We start from the raw sequence: 18,799 nt of genomic DNA on the forward strand, positions 1-18,799 counted from the left end.
TTCTGCTTTTTTCACCAAACCGTTGACGATGAGGAATTCTACCCTTTTGCTTTCTCAGTTGGGCCTGGGCGCCGGGCGGCCCCTGGGGCGCCTGTCGAAGGCCACTGCCGTGGGCCTGCTGCTCGGCGCCGGGCAGCTACACACCGCCTCGTATGCCCAGGCGGCCACGCCCGCCCAAACCATCACGCTCGTGGAGCGCAACGTGCCGCTGAGCCAAGCGCTGCGCAAAATAGAGCAGCAGAGCGGCTACACCTTTCTATATAATACCCAGATGGTGCAGGCCGCCCGGCCCGTGACGCTCAACTTGCAGCACGCTACCCTTACCGAGGCGCTGAACCAGATTTTTGCCGGCCAGGCGCTCACGTACACTATTGAGGATAAGTCGATTATTGTCAAGCAGAAGCCGGCCAGCCGGGCGGCGGTACTGGCGCCCATTCAGATTACGGGCATCGTGCGCGACGAAAACGACGAGCCTATTCCGGGCGTGACGGTGCGCGTGAAATCGGCCAGCGCGCTGACGCCCTCCACCGCCACCGACGCCAACGGCCACTACAACCTGACGGTGGCCAGCCCCGACGTGGTGCTAATATTCAGCTACGTGGGTTACGAGGCCCAGGAAGTACCCCTGAATGGCCAAACGAGCATTGCCGTGCAGCTCCGGCGCGGCGTGAGCAAGCTCGACGACGTGGTGGTAGTGGCCTACGGTACCACCACCCAGCGCGAAAACACCGGCTCGGTGGCTACCATTGACGCTAAAACTATTGCCCAGCAGCCGGTTAGCAACCCCATCGAGGCCTTGCAGGGCCGCCTGGCGGGCGTGCTCGTGACGCCCTCCACCGGCTTCGGCGGCTCCACGATGAACGTGCAGATTCGGGGCCAAAACTCGCTCCTAGGGGGTAACCAGCCGCTGTACGTGGTCGATGGCGTGCCCTATGCGGCCAGCGGGCTCAACAGCTTCGCCGCCTTTGGCGCATTCGCCCAGAATGGCAGCTACGACAGCCCGCTCAACAGCATTAACCCCGCCGACATTGCCAGCATCGACGTGCTGAAGGACGCCGACGCCACCGCCATCTACGGCTCGCGCGGAGCCAACGGCGTGGTGCTCATCACGACCAAAAAGGCCAAAACCGGCCAGGGCAAGCTCGACGTGAACGTGTACACCGGCGCCGGCCGGGCCACCCGCCTCGTCGATTTTCTCAACACCGACCAGTACCTAGCTCTGCGCCGCGAAGCCTTTGCTAATGATGGCATTACGCCCACGGCCAGCAACGCGCCCGACCTCGTTTCCTTCGACCAAACTCGCTACACCGACTGGCAGAAAACGCTGATTGGCGGCACGGCGGCCGTGACTGATGCGCAGGCCAGCTACACGGCCGGCACGCCGCTCACACGCATCGCCCTCACCGGCGGCTACCGCCACCAGGGTAGCATCTACTTGGGCGACTACGCCAGCAACCGCTACAACGGCCGCGTGGCCATCAACCAGGCGTCGGCCAACGGGCGCCTGCACCTCGATGCCTCCATGGGCTACGTGCAAACCAGCAACCGGCAGGCGGCGCAGGACTTCACGACGCTTATTACGCTGCCGCCCAACTATAACCCCTATAAGGACGACGGCACGTTCAACTTCGTATCGGGCCTCACCAACCCCTACGCCCTGGCCCTGCGCGGCATCACTAACACGAGCCGCAACCTGCTCGGCGACCTGGCCGTGAGCTACACCATCTTGCCGGGCCTGGCGGCCAAGGTGAGCGCCGGCCTCAACCGGCTGACTATGGACCAGTTCAGCCCTAGGCCCGCCGCGGCCGTCAGCCCATTCGATGGGGCGGTGAAGGCCTCGGCCGAGTTTGCCAACGCCGCCACCACCACCTACATCGCTGAGCCGCAGCTGACCTACAACCGCAAAATCGGGGAGGGCGAACTGCAAGCGCTGGCCGGCGGCACGTTTCAGGAAACGGCCACCGACCAGCTCTACGTGGCGGCCACCGACTACATCAGCGATGCGGTACTCCAAAACCTGACCGCCGCCAGCACCAAAACCTACTACACCGACAACGCCTTCCGCTACCGCTACGAGTCGGTTTTTGGGCGCCTCAACTACAACTACAAGGGTAAGTACATTCTTAACGGCACGTTCCGGCGCGATGGGTCGTCCAAGTTTGGTCCTAATAACCGCTGGGGCAACTTCGGCGCGGGCGGCGCGGCCTGGGTGTTTTCGGAGGAGGAGTTTATCAAGAATACGCTGCCGGCGCTCAGCTTCGGCAAACTGCGGGCTAGCTACGGCATCACGGGCAACGACCTGGGTACCGCCGGCTACTACGACTACCTCTCCACGCTGCAATCGACGGGCCGCCAAGCCTACGGCGCGCTGCTGGGCCTGGTGCCGACCCGGCTGGGTAACACTGATTTCCGCTGGGAAAATGTGAAAAAGCTCGACCTCGCCATCGAGCTGGGCTTTCTCAAAAACCGAATTTTGCTCACGGCCGATTACTACCGTAGCATCTCGGATAATCAGCTGGTGGGCTTCGCCATTCCGAGCCAAACGGGCTTTTCGAGCATCACCGCCAACTTCCCGGCCGTGGTCCTGAACCGGGGCTTCGAGTTTAGCCTGAACACGACCAACGTGCAAACCGGTACCTTCACCTGGACCTCGGCCGCCACGCTCACCGTGCCCCGCAACGAGCTGCTGGAGTTCCCGAACCTCGCGGCCTCGGCCTACGCGGGCCAGTTCCTGCTGGGCGAGTCCACGACCCTGACCCGCTTCTACAACTACACCGGCATCGACCCGGGCACTGGCCAGGCCAGCGGCGCCTACGTGAGCCCCACCGGCCTGTTCACCTCCAACCCCGCGCTCTCGACGCAGGTGCGCACCAACGGCTACCCCAAGTACTACGGCGGCCTGCAAAACAGCTTCTCCTACAAAGGTTTCAGCCTCGATTTCTTCCTCCAGTTCACCAAGCAAACGGCCAAGAGCTACGTGCCTCAGGGGCCTCCCGGCCAGGGCTTGAGCAACTGGACGACCGACGCGCTGCGCCGCTGGCAAAAGCCCGGCGACGTGACCGACATTCCGAAGGCTACCTCGTCGTTCGGCACCGCCTACAGCACGTATTTCAACTACACCAACTCGCCCACGGTGTTCGGCGACGCCTCGTTTATCCGCCTCAAAACGCTGTCGCTGAGCTACTCGCTGCCCGGCGCCACCGTGCAGGGGCTGCACCTGCAGGGCGTGCGCTTCTACGTGCAGGGCCAGAACCTGTTCACCATCACCCGCTACAACGGCTTCGACCCCGAGGTGCCGCTCTTCGCGCTGCCGCCCATGCGCTTGCTCACGGGCGGCCTCCAGGTGTCTATCTAATTGTTGGCTAAGATTTTACTTATCTCATGCAATCCCTTACCCGTTTTTCGCGCCGGCTGGTAGTGCCGGCCCTGCTGAGCTTGGCTTCGTGCAATTTCCTGGACGTGGGCCCGCCGCCGACCCAGGTCGTGGACACCAACGTGTACGCGGCCGATGCCTCGGCTACGGCGGCCGTGCTTGGCATTTACATCGGCCTCACCTCGCGGGGCACCAATATTCCGGGCATCGCTAACGACGCGGCCCTTTCGACCTTCCTAGGGCTGGCCGCCGATGAGCTGCTCTACGCTAGCACCACCTTCGACGAGTACCGCCTGAACCAGGTAAACCCGGCCGGCAACGGCCCCAGCCTGCTCTGGAGCCAGGCCTACACCAACATCTACCAGTGCAACACGGCGGTGGCCGGCCTCACGGGCAGCACCACGCTCACGGCCAGCCTGCGGACCCAGCTGCTGGGCGAAGCCAAGTTTTTGCGGGCCTTCAACTACTTCTATCTCACCAATATATTTGGTGATGTGCCGCTGGTGCTCAACCCTGACTACACGGTGAGCGGCGCGCTGCCCCGCGCCCCCAAGGCCGACGTGTACGCCCAGGTGGTGCTCGACCTGCTTGATGCCCAAAAGCTGCTGCCCGCTGCCTATCCCGTGGCTAACGAGCGCACCCGCGCCAACCAGGCCGCCGCCACGGCGCTGCTGGCCCGCGTGTACCTCTACCAGCAAAACTGGGCCGCCGCCGAAACCCAGGCCACCGCCGTGCTGGCCCAGACGGGCATCTACACCTTGCCGGCGCTGAACCTAGCGTTTTTGGCCAGCAGCCTGGAAGCCATCTGGCAGGTGCGCCGCGCGGGCACCATCTCGACCAATACCTACGAGGCCGGCTACTTTGTGCCGGCTTCGCTGACGGTGGCCCCCACTGCTACCTACCAGCTGACCAATACGTTGTACAACGCCTTCGGCACGCCCGACAACCGCCGCACCACCTGGGCCAGCTCCTACACCGTGGCCGGCACCACCTACCGCTACCCCCTTAAATACCAGCAGCGCGTGGCCACGCCCAATGCCGGCGCCACCACCGAATATAGCGTGGCGCTGCGCCTGGCCGAGCAGTACCTCATCCGGGCAGAGGCGCGCATCCGGCAGGGCAACATCGCCAGCGGCATCGCTGACCTGAATGCAGTGCGCGCCCGCGCCGGCGCCACCGCCCTCGCTACTACCCTAGGTTCGGCCGATGCCTTGCTGGCCGTGGAAAACGAGCGCCGGCTGGAACTCTTCACCGAGTACGGCCACCGCTGGTTTGACCTCATCCGCACGGGCCGCGTGGCTGCGGTCCTAAGTCCCTACAAAGGCACCACCTGGGATGCCAACGACAACGTGTGGCCCATCCCGGCTACGCAATTACTCGCCAACCCGGTCCTGACGCAGAACCTTGGTTATTAGCTATGTTAGGTATTGTTTAGAAAGCGGCTGTCATTGCGAGCATAGCGAAGCAATCGCACCTGCGCGGCTCGTTATGATGCGATTGCTTCGCTGCGCTCGCAAGGACAGTCGCTTTTCGCGAGAGTCCTGAATGCGAAACAGCGTGATACTTCGGCTTCCATTTACCCTACGCCACCCGGCCCTTTTATCTCCCCAACCATGACCTATTCCCGTAACCTAACCGGTTTGCTACTGAGCACAGCCCTGCTCGCCGCCGGCCCGGCCGCTGCCCAGAAAAAAACGCCCGCCGCCCGCCCCAAGCCGGCCGCCCCCGGCTACGCCCTGCAAGGTGAGGTAGCCGCCCCCGACGGCACCAAGGTGTACCTGAACCGCCAAGATGACAAGACGAGCTACAAAGACTCCACCACCGTGCAGGGTGGCCACTTCGCCTTCCGGGGCCGGCTGGTCGAGCCTAGCTGGGTAGCGGTGCAGGTGCCGGCCGCCAAGCGCTACGCCGGTTTCTTCCTCGAAAACCGCCCCGTAGCCGTGCAGCTGCCCGCCGATGCCAAGGCCCCGGCCGTGATTAAGGGCTCGGCCACGCAGGACGAGTACGCCAGCTACGACGCGCAGTGGCGGGCCATCACCCAGAAGGCCGGCCCCATCTACGAGATGCTGGCCAAGGCCACGCCCGCCGGCGCCAAAGAAGCCACGCCCGAAGCCCGCAAGGAGGCCGACGAGCGCTTTGCGGCCCTAGGTACCGAGTCGAAGCAAGTGGCCGAAGCCTACGTGCAGGCGCACCCCAATTCGCTGGTGGCGGCCTCGGTAATTCAGTGGCGCTTCGTCGATTTCCCCGACTATGACGAAGCCAGCAAGCTCTATAAGCAGCTGGGCCCCGCGGCCAAAGCCTCGGCGCCGGGCCGCAGCGTCAGCAAGTTTATGACTACCTGGGACAAAACGGCCATCGGTACCAAGCCCGAGTTTGCCCAGGCCGATGCCACTGGCAAGCAAGTGAAGCTGAGTGATTTCCGCGGCAAATACGTGCTGGTGGACTTCTGGGCTAGCTGGTGCGGCCCCTGCCGCAAGGAAAATCCCAACGTAGTAGCCATGTACAGCAAGTACCACGGCCAAGGCTTTGAGGTAGTGGGCGTGTCGCTCGACGCCAAAAAAGAACCTTGGCTGAAAGCAATCGAAACCGACGGCCTAGCCTGGACTCAACTCTCCGACCTGCAAGGTTGGAAGAACGCCGTGGCCCTGCAATACGGCATTGCGGCCGTGCCCCAGAATTTTTTGGTGGACCCGCAGGGCAAAGTAATTGCGAAGAATCTGCGCGGGGAGGAGCTGCAAGCCAAATTAGCTCAGTTATTTGCAGCCAAATAGCAGCGCTTACCTAGGGAGTCGTTGCATACGGTTGCGAACGACCGTAAGCAACGACTCCCTAGGTAGCTCCTCATTTTAATCTATACCATGTATCAAGACGTTGTAGCTGGTGCGCCCTTGCCCTCGGCCGTTACCAATAAGTTTGCCCATCTCTGGCACCTCGTGGGCAATACGCCCATGCTGGCGCTGCATTACACTTACAAAGGCCAGCCGGGCCGCATTTTCGTCAAGTGCGAGCACTACAACCTCACCGGCAGCCTCAAGGACCGGATGGCGCTCTACATCTTGCAGCAGGCCTACGAGCAGGGCAAAATTCAGCCCGGCGATACCATTGTGGAGGCTACCAGCGGCAACACGGGCATTGCGTTTGCGGCCATCGGCAAGGCCCTAGGGCACCCCGTGCGCATCCTGATGCCCGACTGGCTCAGCCGCGAGCGCATTGACATCATCCGCTCGCTCGGGGCCGAGGTCACGCTCATCAGCAAGGCGCAGGGCGGCTTCCTCGGTAGCATCAAGCTCTCGGAGGAAATGGCCGCCGCCGATGGCCGCGTCTTCCTGACCCAGCAGTTTGAGAATTGCTACAACGCCGAGGCGCACGCCCGCACCACGGGCCCCGAAATCGCGGCCCAGCTGGCCAGCGTGGGCCGGCGCCCCGATGCGTTTGTGGCGGGCGTGGGCACGGGCGGCACCGTTATGGGCACCGGGCACTACCTTAAGGCGCAGTTTCCGGGCGTGCGCATTCACCCCCTGGAGCCGGCCGAGTCGCCGACTCTCACCACCGGTCACAAGGTGGGCTCGCACCGCATCCAGGGCATTTCGGATGAGTTTATCCCCGCCATCGTGAAGCTTGACGAGCTCGACGCCGTGGTGCAGGCTTCGGATGGCGACGCTATCTTGGTGGCCCAAAAGCTGGCCACCCAACTGGGGCTGGCGGTGGGCATCTCGTCGGGCGCCAACGTCATCGGGGCCATCCGCCTGGCCGCCGAGCTGGGCCCCGACGCCACCGTGGTGACGCTGCTCTGCGACAGCAACAAGAAGTATCTCAGCACCGACCTGCTGCGCGAGGAGCCCGTGCGCGCCGGCTACCTGTCGCCCGACATAGACTTCACCGACTACCAGCCCATCAGTCGCATGGCTTCGCCCTACGTGCACGTGGGCGAGTAGCGAGCCGCTAAAATTTGGCGTAGCCGCCAGGCCACAGGCCGGTTTTCAACGAGAGCACCTCGTCGGAAGCCGGCCTGTGGCTTGGTGACTGGGCCACCCGCACAGTACAGGAGAGTGGCCGCCGCCGAGGGCGCGTTCTTCGCCTACCCCTTCCCACCCTGCTGCGTATGAGTTCGTCCCTTCTTTGCCGCTGGCGCAGCCTAGGTTGGCTGCTGTGGCTGGGTAGCCTGGCCCCGGTGGCGGCGGCCCCGGCTCCGGCCCGAGCGCAGTACAATTTCAACCCTGGCTGGCGCGTGCTGGTCGGCGACCCGGCCGGCGCCGCCGCCCCCGGCTTCGCGGATAAAAGCTGGCGCGCCGTGACGCTGCCCCAAGCTTGGAACGAGGACGAGGCCTTTAGCAAGGACATTAAAGACCTGAGCACCGGCGTGGCCTGGTACCGCAAGCACTTCCGGCTGCCGGCCGGCGCGGCGGGCCAAAAGGTATTTGTGGAGTTTGAGGGCGTGCGGCTGGCGGGCGAGTTTTACCTGAACGGCCACGCCCTGGGCCGCCACGAAAACGGCGTGATGGCCGTGGGCTACGACCTCACGCCGTTTCTGAATCCCGCAGGTCAGGACAACGTGCTGGCCGTGCGCACCGACAGCGACTGGGACTACAAGGAGAAGGCCACCGGCCAGGCCTACCAGTGGAGTAACCGCAACTTCAACGCCAACTACGGCGGCATCCCCAAAAACGTGTACCTGCACGTAATGAGCCCGTTGCACCAGACGCTGCCGCTGTTTGCGGCCCTAGGTACGACCGGCGTGTACGTGTATGCGCAGGACTTCGATGTGGCCCACGGCCAGGCCACGGTGGTGGCCGAGGCGCAGGTCAAGAACGAGGGGGCAGCGGCCCGCACCTTCACCTACGCGGCCACCGTGGCCGATGGCGCGGGCAAAACCGTGGGCACGCTGCCGGGCGAAACAACGACCTTGCAGCCCGGCGAAACCCGCACCGTGCGCGCCCAGGGCCGCCTCACTGACGCACACTTTTGGAGCTGGGGCTACGGCTACCTGTACACCGTTTCGACTAGGTTGTTGATTGATAACAAAGTAGTGGACGAAGTGCAAACCCGCACCGGCTTCCGCAAAACGGAGTTTGCGGGCGGCCTCATCAAGCTCAATGACCGCGCGCTGCAAGTGCACGGCTACGCCCAGCGCACTAGCAACGAGTGGCCCGCCGTGGGCCTAGGGGTGCCCGCCTGGCTCTCGGACTACAGCAACGGTCTGATGGTGAGCGGTAACGCCAACCTGGTGCGCTGGATGCACGTGACGCCCTGGAAGCAGGATATCGAGAGCTGCGATAGGGTGGGGCTGCCCCAGGCCATGCCCGCCGGCGACGCCGAAAAGGACGTGAGCGACCGCCGCTGGGGCCAGCGCTTGGAGCTGATGCGCGACGCCATCATCTACAACCGCAACAACCCGAGCATCCTGTTTTATGAGGGCGGCAACGAGAGCATCAGCGCTGCCCACATGCAGGAATTGAAGGCTATTCGGGACCAGTACGACCCGCACGGCGGCCGGGCCATCGGCTCGCGCGAGATGCTCGACATCGCGCAGGCCGAGTACGGCGGCGAGATGCTCTACATCAATAAAAGCGCCGGCAAACCGCTGTGGGCCATGGAGTACTCGCGCGACGAAGCCCTGCGCAAGTACTGGGACGAACTCTCGCCGCCCTACCACAAGGACGGCGCCGGCCCGCCCTACAAAGGCGCCAACGCCGCCGAATACAACCGCAACCAGGACTCGCAAGCCCGCGAAGACGTCATCCGCTGGTACGATTACTGGCGCGAGCGGCCCGGCACCGGCACCCGCAGCAGCGCGGGCGGCGTCAACATCGTGTTTTCGGATACCAACACCCACTACCGGGGCGAAGAAAACTACCGCCGTAGCGGCGAGGTCGATGCCCTGCGCATCGCCAAAGACGGCTACTACGCTCACCAGGTGATGTGGGATGGCTGGGTCGAGCCCGAGCACGCCCGCACCCACCTCATCGGCCACTGGAACTACGCGGCGGGGGTAGTGAAGAACGTGGAAGTGGTGTCGAACGGCGAAAAGGTCGAGCTGTTTCTTAATGGGAAGTCGCTGGGATTTGGGCAGCAGAATTACCGTTTCCTATTTACCTTCAAAGACATAGCCTGGCAGCCCGGTACGCTGCGCGCTGTGAGCTACGACGCGGCGGGCCACAAGCTCAGCGAAGCCGAGCACCAAACTGCCGGCCCCGCCGTGGCCCTGCGCCTCACGCCGACTACTAGCCCTAGCGGCCTGCGCGCCGACGGCGCCGACCTCGCCCTGGTGCAAGTCGAGGCCGTGGATGCGCAGGGCCGCCGTTGTCCCACGGCCCTAAATATGGTCAGCTTCGCGCTCAGCGGCCCGGCCGAGTGGCGCGGCGGCTTGGCCCAGGGGCCGGGCAACTACATATTGGCGAAGAGTTTGCCCGTGGAAGGCGGCGTGAACCGCGTGCTCGTGCGCAGCACCATGCAGGCCGGCAAAATCACCCTTACCGCCACCGCCGAGGGGCTTAAGTCAGCCGCCATTAGCCTCAAATCGCAGCCGATAGCGGTGCGCGATGGCCTCGCTACCCAGCTGCCGGGCCACGACCTGCCGGTGAGCTTGCAGCGTGGGCCCACGCCGGCGGGGCCGTCGTTCATAGCGTCGCGGGTGGCGGTACCGGTCAAAAGCGTGACGACCAGCTCTAACGCGGCCAACGCCGCGTTCAGTTTTGACGACAACGAGCTATCCGAATGGATAAGCGCAAAGCAGGAAGCCAAGCCCTGGATTGAGTACGCGCTGGCGCGCCCCGCACCCATCAGCGAAGTGGCCCTCAAGCTAACGGGCTGGCGCACCAGCACCTACCCCCTCCGCATTTTGGTGGATGGGCAGGAGGTGTTTCGAGGTACCACCGCGCGCAGCCTAGGGTATTTCACGGCCGTTTTTCCGCCGCGCACCGGGCAGGTACTGCGCATCGAATTAGTAGGGGCCACCCAGGCTAAAGACGCCTTCAACATCACGGAGCTAGAAACGCCGAAGGTGCCCACCGCCGCCACCGACCAGCCCGGCCCAGCCGGCACGCTGGGGCTGGTGGAAGTGGAGATTTATGAAAAAGCAGCGGTAGCGCCCACGCCTTAATCCTACCTCATGCGTCTAAATAAATTGTTGATTTATAGAATAATGCTTGTTGGCTGGCTAGCATTGGCTGGTCAGTGGGCCTACGCGCAAGGCCCCCTCACGGCTCCGCTAACAACTGCCTTTACCACCCAAAACTTCCCGCTGGTGCACGCGCACTGGGCCGCGCCGCTCTGCATTGACCCCCGCGATGCGGCCGTGGTGCGCGTGGCTGCTGAGGCCTTTGCCGGCGACGTAGCCCTGGTGACGGGCGTGCGCCCGGCCCTGCGCGAGGGGGTAGGGGTGCCGGCCGGCCCGGCCGTGCTTATTGGTACGTTGGGCCAGTCGGCGCTCATTGATAGGCTCGTGGCGAGCGGCAAGCTCAAAACGGACCACCTGCGCGGGCAGTGGGAAAGCTTTGTGATAGAAGTAGTTGAGCAGCCTTTGCCGGGCGTGCCGCGGGCCCTGGTGATTGCGGGCAGCGACCGGCGCGGCACGGCTTTCGGGGTGTTTGAGGTGGCGCGGCGCATGGGCGTGTCGCCCTGGGTGTGGTGGGCCGACGTGGCCCCGGCGCACCACGCGGCCCTGTACGTGGCGCCCGGCCGGCTGGCGCCGGGCCCGCCGGCGGTGCAGTACCGCGGCATTTTTCTCAATGATGAGGACTGGGGCCTGCGCCCCTGGGCCGCCCGCCACCTCGATAAGGACGTGCAGGACATTGGCCCGAACACCTACGCGCATATCTTTGAGCTGCTCTTGCGACTGAAGGCCAACTACATCTGGCCCGCCATGCACCCCGGCACCAAGGCCTTCTACCACTACCCCGCCGACCCCGTGCAGGCCGACCGCTACGCCATTGTAGTGGGCAGCAGCCACTGCGAGCCCATGCTGCGTAACAACGTGTTTGAGTGGGCCGAAAACTACGCGGCCGAGTACGGCCAAAAGCCCGGTCCCTGGCGCTATGACCTCAACGGCCCCCAGATGTATAGCTACTGGGAAGACCGGGTGAAGGCCGCCGCCACCTACGAATCGGTGTACACGGTGGGCATGCGCGGCATCCACGATGGCAGCATGCCCGGCCCGCCCAGCCGCCCCGCCAAAGTCCACTTGCTCGATAGCATTATCACCGACCAGCGCCGCCTGCTTGGGGCCTACCACCAGCAGCCCGTGCCCCAGATTTTTTGTCCTTATAAAGAGGTGCTGACCTTGTACCAGGCTGGCCTGAAACTGCCCGACGACGTGACCATTGTGTGGGCCGACGACAACCACGGCTACATCCGGCAACTGTCTGATAAAGAAGATCAAAAGCGCAGCGGCGGCAGCGGCGTCTACTACCACCTCTCGTACTGGGGCGCCCCGCAAGACTACCTCTGGCTGTCGAGTATTTCGCCGGCCCTGGTGAGCTACGAGCTCAGCAAAGCCTACGCCCTTGGGGCCCGGCGCCTGTGGGTGGTGAACGTGGGCGACATCAAGCCCGCCGAGCTGGAAACCCAGTTTGCCCTCGACCTGGCCTGGAATGTGGACCGCTGGACGCCCGCCACCGCCGCCGACTACCCTAGGCGCTGGGCCGCGGCCACGTTTGGCCCGCAGCTGGCCCCGGCCATCGCCGGCCTCAAGCAGGAGTACTACCGCCTGGCGCAGGCCGCCAAGCCCGAGCACCTGCTCGGCGTCGCCTTCACGGAAGCCGAGCAAGACCAGCGACTAGCTCATTATCAGAAGATTGCCGCCGCCGCCGAGGCCCTGCAAAAGCGGGTGCCGACCGCGTTGCAAGCCGCTTATTTTGAGCTGGTACTGTACCCCATCCAAGGCGCGCGGCTGCTGAACGAAAAGGTATTCTATGCCGCCCGCAGCCTCTCGCTGGCCCAGCGCGGCCAGGACGAAGCCCTAGGGTATGCTCAAAAAGCCCAGGCCGCCCACGACCAAATCCAAGCCCTAACGCGCCGCTACAACGACGACTTAGCCGGCGGCAAATGGGCCGGTATGATGAGCGCCCACCCCCGCGACCAGAAAATATTTGAGCTGCCGCCCGTGGCCACGCCCGTCCTACTAGCCGCGGGCAAAGCCGCGCCCGTGGCCCAACGGGCCGCGCCCGAACCGCGCCGCATCGCCGCGGCGGCCTTTACCAACAAGCAGGAAATTGCTGGCGAGAAGCTAGCCTTGCTGCCCGGCCTAGGTATTGAGGACCAGAGCTTAACGCGGCTGCCCTACGACGTGCCTTCTTTCACCGTGGCCAACTTAGCCCGCGCGCCTTACCTGGAGTATAAGGCTGAATTGTCGGCCGGGGCGCACAGTATTGCGGTGCGCTGTCTGCCCACTTTTGGGCTGTACGCCGGCCGGGGCCTGCACTACGCGCTCACCGTCAACGACGGTCCGCCGCAAGTGGTGGATGTGAACGTGCCCGCCGACTCGCCGCAGTGGAAGGAAAACGTGCTGCGCGGCTTTTCGCAGGGCCAAACCCGGCACCAGGTGGCGGCCGGTGGGCCGGCCATCATCCGGGTGTATCTGCTCGACCCCGGCCTGGTACTAACCCAATTACAGCTCGATTGATGACGCTAAAATGCACGTGGTTTTTGGTGCTCCTGGGGTTGTTAGGTAGGGTAGGGCAGGCGCAGCCCACGCCGCCGCTCTGGCACAACCAGCCGCGCACCCTGCGCTACCACCCCGAGGGCCAAGATTTTGTCATTACCAACGGCACGCATCGCTTCAACCGGGCGCTCTATGGCACCAATACGGCCTTCCGCGTCGAGGCCGGCGACCTGCCCGAATTCGCCCTCTACCTACCCGGCATGGGTGGAAACCTGAAGTTTGGTCTGCTGGCTAATGGCCAGAGCAAATGGCTGATACAAGCCGCAAATATCACCGCCCGCTACCGGCCGGGCACGATGCTGTACGACATCACCGACCCGCTGCTGGGCGCCGGCCGGCTGCACCTCGAAGTGCTGGCCTCGGCCACTGGTGAGGGCGTGCTGGTGAAGGCGCAGTTCGAAAATCTGCCCAAAAATGCGCCAGCCCAAAATGTGCAGCTGCTGTGGGCCTTCGGCGGGGCCACCGGCAAGAAATTCAGCCGCGATGGCGACCTAGGCGCCGACCCCGAATCGAGTTTTTACCTCAAGCCGGAGTATTGCCAAGGCAACGTGTTTACGCTGACTGGCAGCGCGTTCAGCCTTTTGTATGGGGTAGGGGACAAGCCGCCCAAGGTGGCGCCGGCCACCCCGCCCGCGCCCAAGGTTTTGGTCGGGGTAGGGCCGCCCGCGGCGAAGCTTCGCCTGGCAAATGCGGCGCAGCAAGAGTCGCCGGCGCAGCTGCTGGCCTCATCGGGGGCGGCGGTCGCGGCGGTGGTGGTGGGCGTGCTGCCAGTGCGTGCTGGCCAGCCGTTGTACTTCGCGGTGCAAAAGCCGGAATCTGATAAAGTATTGGATTATAAAGCTTTGCCCGTGGCCTTTGCCCGCGCCGCCGCGGCCCGCGTGGTGCTGGCTAACCGGGTGGTAGTCAGCACGCCTGATCCGTATCTTAATACCCTAGGGGGCGCCCTGGCGTTGGCCGCCGATGCTATTTGGGAGGCGCCTTCCTACCTGCACGGCGCGGTGGCCTGGCGCATCCGGCTCAACGGCTGGCGCGGGCCCTACGCCGCCGACCCGCTGGGCTGGGCCGACCGCGCCGCGCAGCACTTTCGGGCCTACGCGCAGTCGCAGTTGACTAGTCCGGCCACCGGCCCGGTAACGCCCGATACGGCCCTGCACCGAGCCCGGCAGCTCGAAAAGCTGGGCACGGCCGTGTTCAGCAGCGGCTACATCGCCCGCAACCCCGGCGGCGAGTTTCGGCCCCACCACTACGACATGAACCTGGTATTTATCGACGCGCTGCTGCGCCACCTGCGCTGGACTGGCGACCTAGGGCTGGCCCGCGAGCTGTGGCCCACCCTGCAACGCCACCTGGCCTGGGAAAAGCGCAACTTCGACCCCGACGGCGACGGCCTCTACGACGCCTACGCTGCCATTTGGGCCAGCGATGCCTTGCAGTACAGCGGCGGCGCCGTGACCCACACCTCTGCCTACAACTACTTCGCCAACCAGCGGGCCGCCGAGCTGGCCACGCTGCTACGCGAAGACCCCGAGCCCTACCGCCAGGAGGCCGCCCGCATCCGCGCCGCGCTGGGTCAGCGCCTCTGGCTGCCAGCCCTAGGGTGGTACGCCGAATATCAGGATGCTCTAGGGCTGAAGGCGTTGCACCCCAGCGCCGGCCTCTGGACCATCTACCACGCCCTCGATTCGGAAGTGCCCGACGCCTTCCAGGCCTACCAGGCGCTGCGCTACGTGGACGCTGAAATTCCGCACATTCCGGTGCGCGCCGTTGGCTTGCCCGATGCCGGTTACTACCTGCTTTCCACCACCAACTGGCAGCCCTACGACTGGTCCTTAAACAACGTGGTGCTGGCCGAAAACCTGCACACTAGCCTGGCCCGCTGGCAGGGCGGCCAGCCCGAGGAAGCCTTTCTGCTCTGGAAAAGCGCCTTGCTCGAAAGTATGTACCTAGGCAGCAGCCCCGGCAATTTCCAGCAGATTTCTTTCTATGACGCCAACCGCAGCGAGCTGTACCGCGACTTCGCCGACCCCATCGGGGTGGCCGCTCGCTCGCTGGTCGAGGGCCTGTTTGGTATCCGCCCCGACGCCCTGCACGATACCTTGCGCGTGCGCCCCGGCCTGCCTGCCGCCTGGGATTCGGCCGCCCTCACTGTGCCCGACGTGCGCTTCGCATTTCATCGCCGGGGCCAGCGCGAAACGTACGACCTCACCCCAAATTTTGCCAAACCGCTGGCTCTGCAATTGCAGGTGCCTGCTCGTGCCGACCATATCAAGTCTTTGACGGTGAACGGTACGCCGGCCACCTGGCATAACCTAGCCAGCGCCGTGGGTCGGCCGCTGCTGGAAATCAGCAGTGCGCCCGCCGCCCGCTACGTGGTCGAAATTGAGTGGCAGGGCGACGCACCCGACGCCACCCCGGCCGAGCAAACGGTGGCGCCCGGCGCGGCTTTCGCCGCGCAGTTTGCCCACGCCACCTTGGGCCCACTCACCGACCCGCAGCGTACGTTGCAGCACTCGCAGCTAGCGCTTCACACCCTCACTGCGCAGGCCGCTGGCCCGCCCGGCCACCGCACCGCCTTTGCGCAAGTGACCCAGGGCGAGCTGACGTGGTGGGTGCCGCTGTGCCTGCACATAGCCGGGCCACCGCCCGCCTCGCCTACCCCCGCTTCCCCCGCCTGCTGGGAAACGGTGGATTTGACCAAAGTCTTTAACGACCAGGTAACGCAGATTTTTCAGCAGAAATACCTGAGTCCGCGCGCCACTACGGCTACTTTGGAGCTGCCTACCCAGGGCATCGGTAATTGGTGCTACCCGCTCACGCAAGCCGATATCGACGACAGTGGCCTACGTCGGGCGGCTGGGGCCCAAAATGAAATCCGCCTGCCCACGGGCGCGCCGCTGCGCACGCCGGGCGCGGCGGGCGCTAAGAATATCCTGTTCGTGTCGCAATGGGATAATTACCCGCATGAGGCCACGCTACCGATGCGCGGCCGGGCCGCCCGCGCCGTGCTGCTGCTGGCCGGCAGCACCAGCGCTATGCAGAGCCAGTTTGTTAACGGTGAAGTAGTAGTAACCTATGCCGATGGCACTACCGCCACGCTGCCCCTGCGTAACCCCGATACCTGGTGGCCCATCGAGCAGGACTACGTGGAGGATGGCTTCGCCTTTCGCCTGGGCGCGCCCAAGCCCTACCGCGTGCACCTCAAAACCGGCCTCATTACCAACGACTTTAAGGATTACATCAGCATCAAAGGCTTTAGCACGAAGGCGATAGCGGGCGGCGCGGCCACCGTGCTGGAGCTACCGCTCGATCCTAGGAAAAAGCTCAAAAGCCTAACCGTGCGAGCGTTGGCGAATGATGTGGTAATTGGCCTGATGAGTGTGACGCTGGCTCGTGATTGACTTGAAGAAGCTGCTTTTCATAGGTCGGTTGTCATTGCGAGCTCAGCGAAGCAATCGCATCAAAACGAGTGATGTACGCGTGCCGTTCGGTTGCGATTGCTTCATCTTTGCTTGATGCGCAATATGCTCGCAATGACAACTGTGTTTTGCTAACTCAAAATTTTATGAATAATACTAGTGCTGCCTTCGTCAGCGGGCTATTGCTTATTGCCACGCTGCCCCTGGCCGCGCAGCAAACGCCTATTGACCGCCAGGCGCTCGTGGAGCGTCACAAGGTCATTATTACCAATACCGACTCGCTCAATTCACTGTCCGTGGGCAACGGCAAGTTTGCCTTTACGGCCGATGTGACGGGCTTGCAAACTTTCCCGCTGCACTATGAGAAGGGCCTGCCGCTAGGCACCGAATCGGAGTGGGGATGGCACCGCTTCTCCAATACTCAGGGCTATAAATTTGACCAAAGCCTGCGTACCTACACCTTCAACGGCCAGCCCGTGAGCTACTCAGTGCAGGTAAAAACGCCCGGCAACAAGGAGGCCGTGGACTACCTACGGGCCAACCCGCACCGCTTGCAGCTGGGCAACCTAGGGTTTCTTATCCTGAAGAAAAACGGCCAGCCCGCCACCGTGCCGGATATCAAGAACATCCGCCAGGAACTGAACCCGTGGACGGGCGAAATTCGCAGCCACTTCACGGTCGAAGGCACGGCCGTGGACGTGGTCACGGTGGGCCATCAAACGCAGGATGCGGTGGCGGTCAGAGTCACCTCAGAGCTGCTGAAAGCCGGGCGGCTGCGAGTGGCGTTGCGCTTCCCCTTTCCCACGGCCGGCTGGGCCGATATGGCCACCGATTATTCGCATAAGGAAGCTCATAATTCGGTCATTGCGGAGCAAAAAGTCGGCCGCGCCCTGCTCACGCATCAGCTCGATACCACGCGCTATTTTGTGGCCCTAGGGTGGGCGGGCGCGGCCACGCTGGCGCCCGGCCGGCCGCACGAGTTTGTGCTCACGCCGAGCCGCCAAAGTACTTCGCTGGAAATAAGCGCGCTTTTTACGCTTAGGAAGCCGGCCAGCGCGCCCACTTTTGCCGCCACTCGTGCCAACAGCCAGCAGCAGTGGCAGGCGTTTTGGCGCAGCGGCGGCGCCGTCGATTTTGGCGGTACCCCCGACCCTAGGGCCGCCGAGCTGGAGCGGCGCATTGTGCTCTCGCAGTACCTCACCAAGGTGCACAATGCCGGCTCGCAGCCGCCGCAAGAAACTGGCCTGCTACTCAATAGCTGGTACGGCCGCCCGCACCTCGAAATGCACTGGTGGCACGCCGCTCACTTCGCGCTCTGGGGCCGCCCCGAAATATTGGAGCGCAGCCTGACTTGGTACGCCCGCCCCGACGTGCAGGCTGAGGCCCGCGCCATCGCGCAGCGCCAGGGCTACGCCGGCTGGCGCTGGCAAAAAATGACCGACCCCTGGGGCGCCGAAGGGCCGTCGTCGGTGGGTGCGTTTTTGCTGTGGCAGCAGCCGCACACTATCTACTTTGCTGAAGAGGCCTACCGCGCCCACCCGAATGCGGCCACGCTGAAGCTGTATCAGGAGCGCGTGACCCAGACGGCGGAGTTCATGGCGTCGTACCCGTTTTTTGAAAAGGACAAGGGCCGTTACATCCTGGGCAAAGGCGTGATTCCGGCCCAGGAGCGGTTCAAGGCCGAGGATACTTTTAACCCCACTTTCGAGCTAGTGTACTGGCACTGGGCCCTGGAAACGGCGCAGAAGTGGCGTGAGCGCCTAGGTCAGCCGCGCAACCCGAAGTGGGATGATGTGCTGGCCAAGCTCGCCCAGTTGCCCCAGGCGGGCGGCGTGTACCTGGCCGCCGAAAGCGCCCCTGACTCCTACACCAACCCCGAGTATAAAACCGACCACCCCGCCGTGCTGGGCGCCTTGGGCTTCATGCCCGCCACCGGCCAGCAAGATGCGGCCACCATGCGCCGCACCTTCGACCTCGTGTGGCAAGACTGGAGCTGGGACAAAACCTGGGGCTGGGATTTTCCCCTCACCGCCATGACCGCCACCCGCCTAGGGCTGCCCGACCGCGCCGTGGACGCGCTGCTAATGCCGGTGCGAACCAATACCTACCTGCCCAACGGCCACAACTACCAGGAAGGCCGCCTACCCCTCTACCTGCCCGGCAACGGTGGCCTGCTCGCCGCCGTGGCCCTCATGTGCGCTGGCTACGACGGCTGCCAAGAAGCTAATCCCGGCATTCCGAAAGGTTGGCAAGTGCGCTGGGAAGGCCTGCAAAAGATGCCGTAACTCAGCCAGTAGCTTGGGCTTTGTAGTCCGAGCGCGAGCGAAACTCGCATCTGCGGTTGGATAGATT

Annotated in this window: 8 protein-coding genes; all 8 read left to right on the top strand. The window is 64.1% G+C overall.

The features are described 5' to 3' along the window. Window positions 1–46: 46 nt before the first annotated feature. A complete protein-coding gene (locus ACFSDX_RS22630) occupies window positions 47–3,355 on the top strand; it encodes a TonB-dependent receptor (protein ID WP_382317762.1) in 3,309 nt (1,102 codons plus the stop codon). Window positions 3,356–3,381: 26 nt separating this feature from the next. Next, the gene (locus tag ACFSDX_RS22635; protein WP_382317764.1) at window positions 3,382–4,788 is read left to right on the top strand and encodes a RagB/SusD family nutrient uptake outer membrane protein; all 1,407 of its coding nucleotides are present in this window, start codon (window positions 3,382–3,384) and stop codon (window positions 4,786–4,788) included. Between the two features lie 198 nt (window positions 4,789–4,986). Beyond that, window positions 4,987–6,144, top strand: a complete 1,158-nt coding sequence (locus tag ACFSDX_RS22640) for a redoxin domain-containing protein (protein WP_382317766.1) — start codon at window positions 4,987–4,989, stop codon at window positions 6,142–6,144. Between the two features lie 87 nt (window positions 6,145–6,231). Next, window positions 6,232–7,308: a PLP-dependent cysteine synthase family protein gene (locus ACFSDX_RS22645; protein WP_382317768.1), complete on the top strand. Its 1,077-nt coding sequence runs from the start codon at window positions 6,232–6,234 to the stop codon at window positions 7,306–7,308. 167 nt (window positions 7,309–7,475) lie between these two features. Then, window positions 7,476–10,472, top strand: coding sequence for a glycoside hydrolase family 2 protein (locus tag ACFSDX_RS22650; protein ID WP_382317770.1), 2,997 nt, complete (start codon window positions 7,476–7,478; stop codon window positions 10,470–10,472). Window positions 10,473–10,514: 42 nt separating this feature from the next. Then, window positions 10,515–12,992: a glycosyl hydrolase 115 family protein gene (locus ACFSDX_RS22655; RefSeq protein WP_382317772.1), complete on the top strand. Its 2,478-nt coding sequence runs from the start codon at window positions 10,515–10,517 to the stop codon at window positions 12,990–12,992. After that, complete coding sequence (locus tag ACFSDX_RS22660) at window positions 12,992–16,429, top strand: DUF4450 domain-containing protein (protein ID WP_382317774.1); 3,438 nt, start codon at window positions 12,992–12,994, stop codon at window positions 16,427–16,429. The genes ACFSDX_RS22655 and ACFSDX_RS22660 overlap by 1 nt, the downstream gene beginning before the upstream one ends. 164 nt (window positions 16,430–16,593) lie before the next feature. Beyond that, on the top strand, window positions 16,594–18,732 hold the full coding sequence (locus ACFSDX_RS22665) for a hypothetical protein (protein WP_382317776.1): 2,139 nt from the start codon (window positions 16,594–16,596) through the stop codon (window positions 18,730–18,732). Window positions 18,733–18,799 lie beyond the last annotated feature (67 nt).

Origin of the sequence: Hymenobacter bucti, assembly GCF_042681145.1 — a bacterium.
Taxonomy (GTDB): domain Bacteria; phylum Bacteroidota; class Bacteroidia; order Cytophagales; family Hymenobacteraceae; genus Hymenobacter; species Hymenobacter bucti.